The 13581-nt window shown below is 58.0% G+C and carries 20 protein-coding genes; 9 read left to right on the plus strand and 11 right to left on the minus strand.

Features of this window, described 5'->3' with window-relative positions; genetic code table 11:
- Nucleotides 1-42: 42 nt before the first annotated feature.
- Nucleotides 43-294 carry a hypothetical protein gene (locus tag L8K08_RS14320; protein ID WP_242198046.1) on the minus strand — a complete coding sequence of 84 codons (252 nt, stop codon included), beginning with the start codon at nucleotides 292-294 and terminating at the stop codon, nucleotides 43-45.
- Here L8K08_RS14320 and L8K08_RS14325 point away from each other — a divergent pair.
- Complete coding sequence (locus tag L8K08_RS14325; protein WP_242198048.1) at nucleotides 293-730, plus strand: hypothetical protein; 438 nt, start codon at nucleotides 293-295, stop codon at nucleotides 728-730. The two genes, L8K08_RS14320 and L8K08_RS14325, sit on opposite strands and share 2 nt — an antisense overlap.
- Before the next feature lie 2 nt (nucleotides 731-732).
- Here L8K08_RS14325 and L8K08_RS14330 read toward each other — a convergent pair whose 3' ends face one another.
- The 10 genes from L8K08_RS14330 to L8K08_RS14375 form a co-directional block, all read right to left on the minus strand.
- On the minus strand, nucleotides 733-2727 hold the full coding sequence (locus tag L8K08_RS14330; protein WP_242198050.1) for a phage terminase large subunit family protein: 1995 nt from the start codon (nucleotides 2725-2727) through the stop codon (nucleotides 733-735).
- A gap of 4 nt (nucleotides 2728-2731) precedes the next feature.
- Nucleotides 2732-3295 carry a hypothetical protein gene (locus L8K08_RS14335; RefSeq protein ID WP_242198052.1) on the minus strand — a complete coding sequence of 188 codons (564 nt, stop codon included), beginning with the start codon at nucleotides 3293-3295 and terminating at the stop codon, nucleotides 2732-2734.
- A gap of 429 nt (nucleotides 3296-3724) precedes the next feature.
- Complete coding sequence (locus L8K08_RS14340; RefSeq protein WP_242198054.1) at nucleotides 3725-4078, minus strand: hypothetical protein; 354 nt, start codon at nucleotides 4076-4078, stop codon at nucleotides 3725-3727.
- Nucleotides 4079-4092: 14 nt separating this feature from the next.
- A complete protein-coding gene (locus L8K08_RS14345; protein WP_242198057.1) occupies nucleotides 4093-4593 on the minus strand; it encodes a hypothetical protein in 501 nt (166 codons plus the stop codon).
- A gap of 32 nt (nucleotides 4594-4625) precedes the next feature.
- A complete protein-coding gene (locus tag L8K08_RS14350; protein WP_242198058.1) occupies nucleotides 4626-4970 on the minus strand; it encodes a phage holin family protein in 345 nt (114 codons plus the stop codon).
- 189 nt (nucleotides 4971-5159) lie between these two features.
- Nucleotides 5160-5642, minus strand: coding sequence for a hypothetical protein (locus tag L8K08_RS14355; protein WP_242198061.1), 483 nt, complete (start codon nucleotides 5640-5642; stop codon nucleotides 5160-5162).
- A 328-nt stretch (nucleotides 5643-5970) separates the two neighbouring features.
- Nucleotides 5971-8661, minus strand: a complete 2691-nt coding sequence (locus L8K08_RS14360) for a bifunctional DNA primase/polymerase (RefSeq protein ID WP_242198064.1) — start codon at nucleotides 8659-8661, stop codon at nucleotides 5971-5973.
- Entirely contained in the window at nucleotides 8658-8861 is a 204-nt protein-coding gene (locus L8K08_RS14365; protein ID WP_242198067.1) for a TraR/DksA C4-type zinc finger protein, read from the minus strand. Before L8K08_RS14365 ends, L8K08_RS14360 begins: the two co-directional genes overlap by 4 nt.
- Complete coding sequence (locus L8K08_RS14370) at nucleotides 8854-9342, minus strand: phage regulatory CII family protein (protein ID WP_242198070.1); 489 nt, start codon at nucleotides 9340-9342, stop codon at nucleotides 8854-8856. The genes L8K08_RS14365 and L8K08_RS14370 overlap by 8 nt, the downstream gene beginning before the upstream one ends.
- A 138-nt stretch (nucleotides 9343-9480) precedes the next feature.
- Nucleotides 9481-9708 (minus strand): YdaS family helix-turn-helix protein, encoded by a 228-nt coding sequence (locus L8K08_RS14375; RefSeq protein ID WP_242198073.1) that lies wholly within the window; start codon nucleotides 9706-9708, stop codon nucleotides 9481-9483.
- 95 nt (nucleotides 9709-9803) lie between these two features.
- On the opposite strand from L8K08_RS14375, the gene L8K08_RS14380 reads away from it, so the two are divergent.
- The 8 genes from L8K08_RS14380 to L8K08_RS14415 all read left to right on the plus strand — a co-directional run bounded on the left by L8K08_RS14380 (nucleotide 9804) and on the right by L8K08_RS14415 (nucleotide 13541).
- Entirely contained in the window at nucleotides 9804-10454 is a 651-nt protein-coding gene (locus L8K08_RS14380) for a S24 family peptidase (RefSeq protein ID WP_242198075.1), read from the plus strand.
- Between the two features lie 134 nt (nucleotides 10455-10588).
- On the plus strand, nucleotides 10589-10789 hold the full coding sequence (locus tag L8K08_RS14385) for a hypothetical protein (protein WP_242198077.1): 201 nt from the start codon (nucleotides 10589-10591) through the stop codon (nucleotides 10787-10789).
- Nucleotides 10786-11367, plus strand: a complete 582-nt coding sequence (locus L8K08_RS14390) for a deoxynucleotide monophosphate kinase (protein WP_242198079.1) — start codon at nucleotides 10786-10788, stop codon at nucleotides 11365-11367. The genes L8K08_RS14385 and L8K08_RS14390 overlap by 4 nt, the downstream gene beginning before the upstream one ends.
- A 10-nt stretch (nucleotides 11368-11377) precedes the next feature.
- Entirely contained in the window at nucleotides 11378-11653 is a 276-nt protein-coding gene (locus tag L8K08_RS14395) for a hypothetical protein (RefSeq protein ID WP_069023704.1), read from the plus strand.
- Nucleotides 11650-12027, plus strand: a complete 378-nt coding sequence (locus L8K08_RS14400) for a hypothetical protein (RefSeq protein WP_124417594.1) — start codon at nucleotides 11650-11652, stop codon at nucleotides 12025-12027. Before L8K08_RS14395 ends, L8K08_RS14400 begins: the two co-directional genes overlap by 4 nt.
- Complete coding sequence (locus tag L8K08_RS14405; RefSeq protein ID WP_124417595.1) at nucleotides 12024-12266, plus strand: pyocin activator PrtN family protein; 243 nt, start codon at nucleotides 12024-12026, stop codon at nucleotides 12264-12266. Before L8K08_RS14400 ends, L8K08_RS14405 begins: the two co-directional genes overlap by 4 nt.
- Nucleotides 12267-12320: 54 nt before the next feature.
- Nucleotides 12321-12668, plus strand: a complete 348-nt coding sequence (locus tag L8K08_RS14410; protein WP_124417596.1) for a hypothetical protein — start codon at nucleotides 12321-12323, stop codon at nucleotides 12666-12668.
- Between the two features lie 51 nt (nucleotides 12669-12719).
- A complete protein-coding gene (locus L8K08_RS14415; RefSeq protein ID WP_242198081.1) occupies nucleotides 12720-13541 on the plus strand; it encodes a DUF2303 family protein in 822 nt (273 codons plus the stop codon).
- Nucleotides 13542-13581: the final 40 nt, after the last annotated feature.

Genomic DNA, 13581 nt, shown 5'->3' on the forward strand with positions numbered 1-13581 from the left:
GGCTCTGCTCTGGAGGGTCCTGGCGGTGTGATATAAAAGCCGTCAGACGAAGTTCTGGTTTCTCGACTGAATTTCCTGCCTGAAACTGCCGCCAGCCAGGATGTGAGTCAGCGCGTCGGCCAACTCTTCAGACGGAATGTCTGGAAGGCGCGTTCGCCAATAAGTGCGAGCACGAACCCAATCCATTTTTCCTGTTAACTGATCCGATACGACGCGACGCAGCTCCTGCTGGAGCTCGGCGGCAGCCTTAATTTTCTGCGCTTGTTGCGCTTTTTCCTCAGGGTTTACTGACATGGCAGTCTCCAATATTGAGAAATTTGATGACATCACCGGCAAACTTTTTGCCGAGCTTTACCAAAGTTTTCCGCTTCCCCAGATGCTCATGGCGGGTTCATTCGTTGAAAACGCAATGCGATTCGACGAGCGATACGGGACCGAAGTACCTACTGAAGACGCAGAATTCTTCATCGCCACTGCCGAATGGTTAATGCAAGCGGGTTACATCACTTGTAAGCCCTACCCCTACATGCGCATAGACGATGCAGTACTGACCGCAAAAGGCCTTGAGGTCCTGAAAGCCATCCCCAAAAGCGTGGCCTCCACTACCTCTATTGGAGAGCAACTTGCTACCAGCGCTAAAAAAGGCGGAAAAGAAGTCGCACGCGGATTAGTATCTGAAGCATTCGGTATTGGCGTGCGAATACTGAGTCCAATGATCGGGCTATCTTGACACTAGCGCCTCTTCAAATAGCCGCTGGTGGAGCTGCGGCGTTGTGGGGGTGCAGCGGGTCGCGATTGGGCGACGGGGGCAACGTGTTGCGGCGGCGGTGTTTCGGTAGCTTGCTCGGCGGCCGTGACACGTTCGGCGGCGACCACCTTTTCATCGAACAAACCCGACTGCGCCAGCGACTGCCTTACCCGCTCCCAGTCATGTTCCTGGTAGCGGTTGATGCCGAGGTAATGCGCCATCGCCAGGCAATACACCATCAGGTCGAGCGCTTCGTTGCGCTCGGCCTTGCCCTTGATCCACTCGATACGCTTATGGCCCCGCACGTACTTGGCGACCTTGCGCTCGGCCACGCACTGGGCGAAAAACTCGTCCGGCAGGTCGTTGGCAAAGTGCAGCGCGCCCGGGCCGGACTCGAACGGGTAGCGGTTATAGATCCAGTCCTTCGCGGTGTCAGTGCCGACAAACCACAACTCGGCGCCGCCGCGTTCGGTCTGGCCTTTCCAGGTCACGTCAACCATGGACGGCCGTTGGGCGATCACTGGTTTGCCGGGTTTGCTCGCGCCCTTGATCGCAAAGATGTTGCGCCAGCGCCGCACGCGGCAGAACTGGTAGACCTCGTCCGTATGATGACCACCGGAGTCGACGGCGGTCGCGAGAATGCCCAGGCCAACACCGCACGGGTGCCGGTAGCGTTCCTTGAGCAGCTCATCCAGAACTGCCCAGGTGCGTTCGTCCGAAGGATCGCCCGCGATCACTCGATGATCGATGACCCATCGTTCCATGCCGACGCCCCAGCCCATTGCCATAAACTCCAGGCGGTCAGCTTGCACGTCCACAGAACCTGTGATCATCATCACGGCGGCGGGCATCGCACCGAGTGAGAACCCTTCCCGACGTGCCCGTTCGATCAGCACCGAGGCCTTGGTCTGCTCTTGCGCGCTGTCCCAGACCTTCGCCAGACGGGTGTTGTAAAACACCTGCATGGGTTCAAGGTCGCCCTTGGCCTGGGCCTTTTTCGCCTTCTCGAATTGCTTCGCCAGCGACTTCCAGCCCGTCCAACCCAACGGCGAATAAAGCGCGTTGAGGTGGAAGCCGACCGTCTCACCGTCGCCCTTCGAATGGGCGCGCCACTCGCCACGGGCGAGCATGTCGCCCTTGTGGTGTTCCTCGATCAGCACATCGCATTCAGGCGCGGCGCACTCGTAGTGCACCACGTTGAAGTCCTGGGAGTAATGCAGCCGTTCCCACTCCAGGGTCTGCATGTGCCCGCAGGTCGGACACGGCACGTAGTAGTAACGCTGGTCGCTGCCCTCGAACAGATCGTCTATCCGCGAGGCACCCTTGATCGTCGGCGAGCTGGAGAAGTAGAACTTGGCATTGCGGCCGAAGGTACTGCCCCGCGTTTCCGCCAGCTCGATGGGGTCGCCCTCTTCGCCTACGTCGACTTCCCAGCGGTCGATCTCATCGCCGTACACGTAGCGCGCCGACAGCTCTGAAAGGTTTGCAGCAGACCCCGCTGTGGTGACGTACAGCGACCCACCCTCAAACTCCTTAGTGTCCATGGTGTTGCGTGAATCACGCGAACGACTAGAGGCGACACGCTCCCGCAATACGGGCGTTGCCTTGATCGTCTTGCTAATTCGCGAGGACACCCGTTTGGCCAGCCCCAAACTCGGCAACAAGGTGAGGATGTTGGAAGGTGCCATGTGGATTAGACCACCGATCCAATTTAAGGCGATCTGCGTTTTCATAAGTTGCGAGGCCACCATAGTGACCACACGTTTGCACCGATGCGATGGCGACAAGCACCGCATTGGCTCGCGAGCATAGGGTGTTCGCGATGTACGGTATTTACCTGGTTCGGCAGCACCGGTATCACGCGGGATACGCATGTACTCATCGGCCCACTCATCAACCCAAAGCGCTGGCTCTGGACGCAGCCCACGGTAATACGCCTCGCGGTACACCTCTGCACCGTTGGCATATTCGGCAGGCATAGGCTTAGCTCGTAGTCGTTACAGCATGAATAAAGTCTTCTGTGGAAATGCGCTCGGCATCCTCAAGCACACTACGGAGCTCTTTCATCAGGTGTTTTTCTATATCCCAGGGATCACTCATTGCTGAAAGTTCTGGGGCGAGCTTAGGTGGCAGAGCCAATAGGAGATCGCGAACCATCCGACCCGATGCGAAAGCGGCCTCATCGACGACTGATCGCTCAACCAACTCACCATTAGCTTTGAGTACTTCGCTCTCAGCCTTTTCAGCTTGGGCCAGCGCAAGCCGGGTCCGTGCTTTTTGGTAGTCCGGCGCAGCCGTGGGAATCGCGCCCTGCGAAGCATGAGGAAACGCGGGCTCTCGCTCTTGATGGCCGAGGACCAGCGGAACTTTGCCGAGTGAATTACTACGGGCGGGATCGCTAGTCATTGCGAGGTATTGCTCACTTGCCTCAACGTCCACTTTTCCGTCCAGTGTCAGCACAAGGCGGCCACGCTGGACCAATTTACCAACGTACTGACGGGACCAGCCCTTACTTACCGCATATTCCGTACGGCTCAAAATGGTCATGTAAACCTCCTGTCAACCTAGGACTGTCAACCACCGTCAACCTCTGTCAACCAACGTGGTAAACCTTGCCGCTAACACTTTCCCGCGGGTTTCATGCCCCGTGCCCCTCGAATCCCACCAGGGTCCCCGTCGATTTTTCGGCCCCCCAAAATCGTGCCACCCGGAAATCGAGGCCGTCCGGGTCGACACAGCGGGCATAGAAAGCAAAGTGCTACCATCAGATAGTCCTTCCTCAGCAGAAGGCATGCCGAGGAAGGACGCCTCATCAATCACGAAGGGTAAAAGATGGCTAAATATCAAATTGCTCATGTCCGCCAAAGCGGCCAAGACATGATCATCTTTCCGCTGACGTCTTCGTTCGGCTCTCAGTCGAACATGTCTCAACAAGAGATCATGGACTCGCTCCAACAAGCAGCTTGGGGTGCAGACCTAGCTGGACACGTCGCAGTCATCTGGCAGTCCGGGAATCGCGTTCACTTCCGCGCCCCAACTGCCTGGCATTCGTTCTTCAGGTCCCCGGGCATCTGGGAATGGGTGATGACTAACATCAACAAGGAACTGACGATCTAACATTTCTGCGAGAGCTGCGGAGTTATCAGCTGCAACATCAGTACCCACGATCGGGCAATTCTGTTCCGCACGAGCCTGTAACAAAGCTGATTCCAACGCAGCAATGATCTTCTCCAGCGTTCCATCCCGGCGGTAAGACAGACTTGTCAGACCGCCGGTTTCTGTCTTGACCCACAGTACTTCTGAGCTTTTCTCAAAAACATGTACCTTCATGGTTCGGTCTCCTCTTACGCAAACTCACGCAACGCTTCTTGCAGCCGCTTGGCTTTGACGATGGCTTCGGCATTGCTTTCGCGTTCAGCCTCAACCGAAAGGGCTACCTCTTCGATGCGGCCGGCCAAAGCCTTCATGCGCTTGCTGAACTCGTCAGAAAGACTCACCACCTCCCCAGACAGTGCCGCCAACACATCCAATGCGCCCTCGGGCTTCTTGATCGAAACAACGGTCTGCTTGGCTACCTGAGTCACGGCCCGGTCCTTTCTGAGTTTTGAGGTTGCTGCGTCACGCTGAAACTTTCCGGATACCGGCTCACGGATCAGTCCGGCATCTTTGAGTTCGCCAAGCGCGCGGCGTATTGCAGGGGCTGCGGCACCAGTGGCTTTGGCTGCCTGAGTGGCGGCGTGGATAGCGGGAACGCTCCAGCTCGTTTGGATCGGTACGTGACCAAAAACTTTCTGGGCAATAGAAGACTGCCCGGCGAGTATCTGCTGCTGCCTGGATTCGTTCATGTCTGACGACCTGCTTAACGAGTGGGTGGATGCTATTCAGCACGACTCGACTGGGAGTCGGTTTCGCATACGCCCAGCCGCTTGGCGGCCCAGCGTTCGTAAAGGCCAATGGCAACATCGGCACCGGCCATTGCCGTCAGGCAACCCAAGCTTCCGGCGGTCCAAATCGACATGCCAGCCGCTATCATCAACATCATGGCCGACACGCCACAGACGATGCAGGCACCCGATCGCAGTACCAGCCGCCGCACCAACGCCCAGCCGCGAGCCCCGTCCTTATCGGCTCGCCACATCTCACCCGATACGCCGCCGACCAGAGCCAGTACGATCACTAACCAGATCGGCATCTCAGCCAGCGCTTGCTGCTCATTTGTCATGTTGTGCCTCAAATGAAGGAGTGTGCCGGACACAAAAAAGAAAACCCCGCCGGGGGGCAGGGTTTCAGTGTCATGGCAAGAGCCAGGACGGGGTGCACAGCACGTGCTCGGGGAGCGCCAAGGCGCAAATTTCATATCGTGGGGACTTTTTACCCCCTGAGTACGGAACCGAAAAGGGGGCAATTTCGGTTAACTGACTCGACGCAACTTTGACGCAGCTTTGAGGAGACTTTGAGGCAAAGCTCCCTGACCAGCGGTAAGCCACTTTCTCGCCCCAGACCGATCAGCCAACACCTGTAGCAACCGCAGATGAAGGCTATGCACCCAGTCATAGTAGGTTTGCTTCGCTCGGGATGGGGAACCGACCAGGTGCAACTGCATCAACCACGTTGGCGCCGAGTCATCGGTATAACGAAGCACCGCAAGACGCTCGAGCATGTGACCGCGCTCATCCTGTCGACTCACCTCGGCCAGCGCCGCCGCGACCTCTTGCGCAACAGCGTCAATACCAGCACCACCATCAAGCAGGCTCCGTGGCCCAGGCGTACCACGGGGAGCGCAACCACCCCATTCCATGATCGTGGCCATTGGGCTGGCCAGCCCGCCGGCAGAGCCACAGCGCCGCGTTTGCTCGCCCCAATGCTTCAACAGAGTTTCCATTTCTTCGATCATCGCCCCGCTCCCCCGGTCAAAAACCAACCCGACACAAAAAACGCCATACCCAACACAAACCCAACACACCTAAAACCCTTTAAATTCAATAGCTTTAAATCAAATGTGTTTAGTGTGTTGGGTGTGTTGGGTTTAACGGTTCTCGCATAAGAAAAAAATCTCGCTTCCATGGATTCAAATAACGTCGCCCATGCGCGTGCGCGATGCCAAACCCAACACACCCAACACACAGCCAGGAAAGCCGCGAAATAGAAGGCTTGAAATTGTGTGGGGTATCGAAAACCAACCCAACACACACCCAACACACCCAACACACTTTTAGTCGGATTCATGCTGCAGCCGCCTTGATGTGGTCCCAGTTGTCGACGTTCCAGCCCGCCAGGCGCGCCGCAGCCCGCCAAGCAACCACCGCTTTGCCCAGGTCGGCCGAGCTGAGTGATGGGGGCTGGGAAGCCTGCTCATCGCGGGGAAAGAAGAACGCTCCAAACTTGCGGTTGCTGCCTTCGGTCCAAGGGATAGCGCGGGTTTTGTCCACCTCCGAGCCAATGAACAACGAGAACTTCGTCTGGCTCATCACGTGCTCTTTGTTGCGGTGGCACCATTCCAGGAACATCGCGTAGAGGTCGGTGGACAAACATGCGCCCCACATATCACGCCCAAGCTCACCGTACTGCCAGAGGAACAGGAAAGTTTGCCAACTGGCCCGGCTCAATGCCACCAACCGCTCACGCGCATCAGTGCTTGGCGGTCTGGTGCGCTGGTCGAAGTCGCCCAGGTCAACGGCCAACAACCACGCGTACAGCGCTGCAACACCACCATTCTCCAGCTCTCGGCCAACCGCTTTCTGGCGCACCACCGGAAGCGTCTCCATCGGCCATAGCACCAACATTCGCCGGTCACTGGGCGCGATCGGCCAGGGCATAATCTCGTTACTGAGGAAGGCGGCGTTCATGTGGTTGGCCTCCTCCCAACCGTTGATGAACTTGGACTCCATGCGCACTGTCTTGCCGGTGACCAGATGCTTGATCTTGCCTACCTGGTTATAACGCTGGTCACGACTCACAACCTCTTCAAACACCGCCCAAAGCTTGCGGCTTTGCCAGGCGTTGAAGTTGCTTTCGAGTTGGGTCTGTCCGACGGTGGCCGCGTACTGCCCGTAGAGCAAACCGAATGCATCGGCGAACAGCAGGCTCTTGCCTGACCCCTCCATGGTTGAGTGAGCCAGCACGGCCGTATCCATTTTCGCGCCCAGGTGCTGCAAAGGGTACGCCAACCACTTGATCAGCCAATCGCGCGAGGACTGATCGTGGTTGCAAAGGAAGGAGATCAACCACCGCAGGTTCTCGCAAGACGCGTCGTCGCGGCTGGGCTCCATTGGCAGTCCGTCGAAGGTATTGATGTAGACGTTGGGATCCTTCGTCATCGTCGGGTCGAACACAATGTTCTCCACGTCGACGACTCGCCGCTCCGGGCTGTTCAACCACATACCGTACATATCGCCGAGCGCCATCTTGACGGCGCCTTCCGCGATGCGGCGTTTCTTCTCCCGGTCCCACACGTCTTTGGTGCCGTCGATGTAGACGTAGCGCTCAATCGGCTCCAAGTTCAGCGCACCGCCCTTCTTGCTTGCCATCTTGCGGGCTTGCTCGATCTCACTAACCTTGTCTACCGAGATCAACTTTTTGGCGGTGTCATCCATCCATTGTTTGGCCAGCGGCTTGCCAACCCGCGCTTCAAACGCGGTTTTCTTCATAATCCGTGACTTGTCGAGGTCCCACACATGGGTGGTGCCCTCGACCAACACGTACCGGCGGAGCACTTGCTCATAGGTCAACGCCTCCCCCGCCCCCCCGTCAGCAGCCGGAGCGGCTTCACTGGGCTGCGTACTTGAGTCCTGCTCGCTGGCATCCGCCGATGGGGCCGGGGGAAGATCTTGTGGTGCTGGCCGCGACGCGTGCTGCATACCCAACATCCGAGCGGCTTCCTTCACTGCCTTCGACTGGTTGCCATCGTGGTCAAGCAGGCAAAACACCTCAAACGCGTCGTTCTGGTGCCCGTTCGCCAGCGGATCCGCGCCGTGGTGCGAATAGACCTTGCGGTCTGTGACCGTCACGCCAGGTAGCCCGGTGCTGCTGTGCGGATACAACCATTTGTTACCGCGCTTGATGTAATCGTGAGCCCGCAACAGCTCCTCCACATCGTGGCACCGATTGAACTCATCAATCACCGAAGGTTTGCCGTCGGTGGGTGGAGTGCGCTTGATCGGTTTCGCCACGGGCTTCTTTGGCTTGGGCGCCCAGGGGCACGCGGCCTCGGCGTTGCGCTTGAAGACGTCCCAATTCTGCCAAATATTCAGCAGATCCGTGGTGAGCACCGGCAGACCATCAGCAGCATTCGGCGGAGTACGCCAGGTGTACGGCTTGCCAGTGCCCGGATGGATCGATGGCGGGAATACGTCCTGCACCAAGCCCGCACGCAGCTCGAACACCGTAAAACGTTTGTATTCCTCAGCCTCGGCTTTAGCAGCTGCTTCACCAGCAACATCCCCCTGCTCTTTCGCCGCCTTCGCCCGAGCCATCAGCCCCTTGTGAATCGACCCATCGGGGTCTTTCTCATTGGGCCAAGAAAGCGAGTGGCGCGTAAGCTCGATGTTGTCCGGCATCTTAAACAGCACGCGAAACCGCAAAGGATTGCCCACGATGGTCGGATAGACCACCGCCATGGCATCCAGATCAAGCCCCATTTGGTCGAACAACACAAACCGCGTCCACTGCACATCGTCCACATCCAACGAGCAGACACGGCTGGGCCCGAGCACTACGCCCAGGTTGTGATTAGGGTTGCGTTGCCAGAATGCTTCGGCTGCGGCCGCGTCGGTGATGTACCCACCTGGCTTGTTCCAGCCCATGCCCTTCGGTGCTTTCTCGCCCGGGTCAATCGGGACCAAGGCAAAGTTGAAGGTTTCGATATAGCGGCGAGCCCAGGACGATATCGCGGTGCTGGTAGATTGCTCGCTCATCGCCGCCGCTCCCGCAACCCCTGGCAACTGGCACAGGTCGCACACCCCTGAACAGCCTGCTGACGAAGTAACGGGATAGGGTCATCACAATCTTCACAGAACTGCGCACTCACGGCACAGGTTGGGCGTGGGCGGCGATCAAGCGCCACTTGTAGGAAATACTCTGCTTGGTCATTGGCTACATCGATGATGTCACTCATGATCTCGTGCCTCCATGGCTTCGCGTGCGCCAGCCATGATGCCCAGCACCGCGCGGATCACATCGGCGCCATGTTTCTCCAGCAACTGGACTTCATGTGGCTCCCAAATGTTGTCCGCGGCGCCTTCATGCATGCTCGACACGAACAAGCCAGTCTCGTGCAGCACCTTGCTGACAGCGAGCAAAGCAGTCTTGGTCGGCGCAGCTGCTTCAGGCTTGTACCAAACCATACCGGCTGGCCGCATCAATGCATCCAGCAACAGAGAGTTGCCCGTCAGCCGGATCAGCTCTTCAAGTTCATCAGGATCCAGCCAGCGCTGTTCGAAGTCATGCTTGACCTTCTTTTGAAGGCCGTCGTAATCCATCACCATGTCGAGCGCCAACGCGGTTACACCGCCTTTGTAATCATGGGCTGCGCGGTAGATGGCTTTGCGAAGTGAAAGAACCGGCACAGTGGCCGGTGATTGATCTGTTCGACTCATAACCGTAAATACCCCTTTTACGGTCTAGCCATAGAAACGGGCACGCCCTATCCTACGACCACGACCGATGTGCATGTGCTGTGTATCGTCGTAGCTGGGCTGGGGGATCTTTGGTGAGAGGCCCCAGCCCAGCACCCTTTAAGCCGCTTTAGTGCCGCGCAAATACGCCCAATCAACATCAGGGCGGAGCTGTTCACAGGTGACTGCCCCTTGAGTTTCACGCTCAAGCGAAACAGCCAGCACGACGCTGGCACGCCGATTCCCATATGCAATTTGCTTTAGTTGCCCAGCAGTCGTATCGCAACGCGCCGCCAGGTCATCCAGCTTCGCCTTATCGAGAATTTTTATGTATGCATGCAAGCTCATGTGCACCTCCGTTTTGCGAAAGATAGCAGCCGCTAACGACATTAACAATAGCGGTTTGCAATTTACAAAATGCTAAACGCTTTTAAGATAACTGGATGAATATCAGCCAGCTCCGCGTTGAAGCCCTCAGGGCCCTGATCGGCGATCTCAAAACTAAAGAGTTTGCCGATCGCCACAATCTCGACCCCTCATACCTTTCCCAATTGCTGAACGGCCATAGACCTATGGGTGATAAGGCCGCCAAGAATCTCGAAGATAAGATCGGCCTCACTGGCGGAACTCTTTTAATGCCCGCGCGCTCAGCCCAGGATGGGTTGGCGTCTGGCATAGAACCAGGCCCAATTCTCATCAATCCATTCCGGCGGGCTCCCCTTCAAGGAGTGGCCCAATTGAAACAAGATGGAGCATGGGAAGAGCTGGCACGAGGGGCCGGGTGGGTGGACGTTCCAACCTCAGACCCGACCGCTTACTCGCTTCGAATCAAAGGCGACGCGTTGGCGCCCGCCATCCGCAACGGCTGGGTCGTGTGGTGTGAGCCGAGACGTGAGTTAGTACCTGGTGAGTACGTACTATTAGCTCTGACTAACGGGGAAAAAACGATCAAAGAACTCCTCTATGCAAATGCTGAGGAAGTGAGCCTGATGTCCATTAATGACACCTACGGGCGACTGACCGTGCCGCGCTCTGAGATTGAAACAATTCATTACGTCGGCGGGATTGTTCCACCCAGCCAGGTTCAGACGTAAACCCAAAGATGCAAGAGAGCCGCCGCTGGCGGCTTTTTTTGGACCGCTGAAAATTACGTTAGCGGAAGCTATTGCTTAATTCGTTAGCCATTGCTAACTTTGTCTCGTACCCCTCTCACCAAAGAGTACGAACCATGCAAACGACACAGCACAGCAACACCCGCTGCCCGGTCTACCTTCACCCGGCGGCGGCAACCAGCCCCGCCGCCGTAGAACGCATCCAGCGCAACACCGGCCTTCTGGTCATCGTCAATCTGGGTCGCGCCACGATTGCTCCCGCCCCCATCGACACCGCCAGCGATGACCTGGGCCCATTGGGAGGCGACGCAGCATGAGGCCTATTCTGATTGGCCTCACTGGCCGCGCCCGCTCCGGCAAGTCGACAGCCGCCGAACACCTGATTGGCACTTACCTTCTGGAGCACTACGCATTCGCTGATCCGCTCCGCGATGGCTTGATGGCGATCTTCAACCTCGACCCTACCGACTTCGAAGACGATCGCAAGGAGCAGCCACTGGCTTGGCTCGACCGCTCGCCACGTCAGCTGATGCAGTCAATGGGCACTGAGTGGGCACGCAACACAGTGCACCCAGATGTATGGGTAAAGCTCGCTGAACAAAACCTCGATTACATGACGAAGGCGCTGGGCGCGGTGCTGGGCTTCGTCATCAGCGACGTGCGCTTTGAAAACGAAGCGGACCTCATTCGTCGCCGCGGCGGCACGGTCATTCATATTTTTCGGGCCGATGCACCAGCCGTGAACCCTCACGTCAGCGAGGCCGGGGTAGCTGCTCATAAGGATGATCTAACGCTGACTAATTACGGCACGGTCGAGGAGTTCCTGCGCTCGCTGGATAAGGCGTTCCTGATGGTTCGCCGCATCCAGCAACACTCCGAACATCTCACAGCCTGAGGCCGCAGCCATGAACCGCACCCTGGATCAAACCGCAGCTTTGCTCGGGCTCAAGCCCCGCGCCTTCCGCACCAGGTTGCGGGAACTTGGCGTGATCAACTCATCAGGCGACCTGGCCAGCGCCCATCGCGAGCGCGGCTACCTGTTTTCGGACGCTCGCGTGCGCTGGAATCCAACGATCGGCAAGCCCGTGCATTACGCCGTAGTGATGGTCAAGGAAGCCGGCGTTGAGTGGATCGCCAAGAAGCTGGACATCACTATCACCAACAAGGACGCAGCAGCATGAAGACGCCGAACGCCATCAACTCCGCTGTAGGCGCCCTGAAATTGGTGCCGATGTACCTCAACCACCCAACGGTAATCAGCCGCGCCACTCTGATCGGCGCCTCAGCCGAAGCCGTTGAACTGCTGGAGGCATTGCCCTGCGTGTCGGTCGAGCTGGCCGAAGTTTTCCGCTGTGTCGATGCAGTGATCTCCGAAGGCCAGGTCGCTTATGTGACGCCGGTGAAGTGCCCGGAATATCCCTACGGCGCCGTCGTTGCGGACGTCGAAGGCAACGTCCTGGCAGCGGCCAAGGGCAAAAGCAAAGAAGGTCTCGCCGAACTGATCCGCCTCAAGCTGGTGCCCCAAAAGGAGGGGCAAGGGGAGGATTCCGCGTGACAACCACTCTGGACCAACTCCGGCGCCAGTTCGCCACGCCGTGCCCAAGCTTGACCGCCGTGCGTGAACAGTACTTCACGCATATACGTACCGACCGTTACCTACTGAGCGAAATCAAGGCCGGTCGGATCGCGCTGGTGGTTAAGCGGCTGCACTGCTCCGCCCGCGCCAAGCCAGTCGTTTACCTCCACGACCTGGCCGATTACCTCGACGCCCAAGCAACGAAGCAAGCGGCCTGATTCAAACGGTAGCCCCTGCCGATCAGGGGCGACACATCCAATGAGGCACAGCACATGAACACCAAAGCACGTCCCTTTATGGACACCCTGCGCGACATTGAGGCCGGTGGCCTACTGGACGAACTCACCGAAGCCCAGCACAGCCTGATCGACGCCATCCGTATGACCGGCAAGGGCGGCGATCTAACCATCAAGCTCACCTACAAGCCTGATGGCGGCGGCCAGATGACCGTGAAGGCCGACGTTAAGACCAAAGAGCCTGTTCTGGCTCGCGGTACATCTCTGTTCTTCCTTACGCCCGAAGGCAACATCACCCGCCGCGACCCACGCCAGCAGGAAATCCCGCTGCGCAGTGTCGTGGAGGAGCCCGGGCCTGGCGCTTTGCGCCAGGTCAGTCAGTAACACCCGCCCCACCAATCTCTCACCAAATTTTCACCCACTGGAGCACATCCAATGCGACAAGCCCTACAGCACATGGTCACCCTGGCTCAGTCCCTCGGCAAACCAATGGAGGTCCCGGGCATACCTGCGCCGCTGGCACTCGTACCGAACGGGGTCAGCATCGAAAGCCTGGAACACCTGCTGCCCGCACCTTCACGCATCAAGCAGAAGCTCACCGTGCTCGATGCCGAGTCGTTCATCAGCTACGTGAATCGCTTTTCCACTCAGGCCACGGCAGTGTTTTGCAACGGCCCCGAAGGCCGGACTTTCACGGCAGTCATCGACTACCACGATCCGGCCACACCCGCGTGGCGCGATCATGAAGCGACGTACCGCTGCCCGACCACCGTTGAATGGGGCAACTGGAAGGAAATGGATCGCAAGCGCATGGACCAGGCTACCTTCGCCGAATTCATCGAAGACAACGTGAAAGACATCACTCACCACCCCGAGTATGAGAACACCCCAAGCGCTGCCGACATGCTAGAAATCAGCCGCACCCTGGAAGCCAAGAAGAACATCACGTTCCGACAAGGCACTCGCCTTGACAACGGCCAGGTGCAATTGACCTACAACGAAGAGATCGACGGGCGCGCAGGCGAAGCTGGCCAGTTGCGTATCCCCGAAGAGTTCTTCATTGCGCTCAAGCCGTTCCTCGGCGGCGATACCTTCTGCGTGCCCGCCCGCTTCCGCTACCGCATTCAGGAAGGTCGCTTGGTCATGTGGTACGAACTGGTGCGCGCCGACAAGGTGCTCGAAGAAGCCTACCACGCCGTGCGCGCCAAGATCGAAGGCGACATCACCAACGTGCCGCTCTATGAAGCCACGTTCTAACTAATTCCCTGCAACACCCCGTCGCCGTCCTCTCACCAAA

Source organism: Pseudomonas sp. TREG-RG-20F-10-E-6-01, assembly GCF_022662455.1.
Classification (GTDB): Bacteria; Pseudomonadota; Gammaproteobacteria; order Pseudomonadales; family Pseudomonadaceae; genus Aquipseudomonas.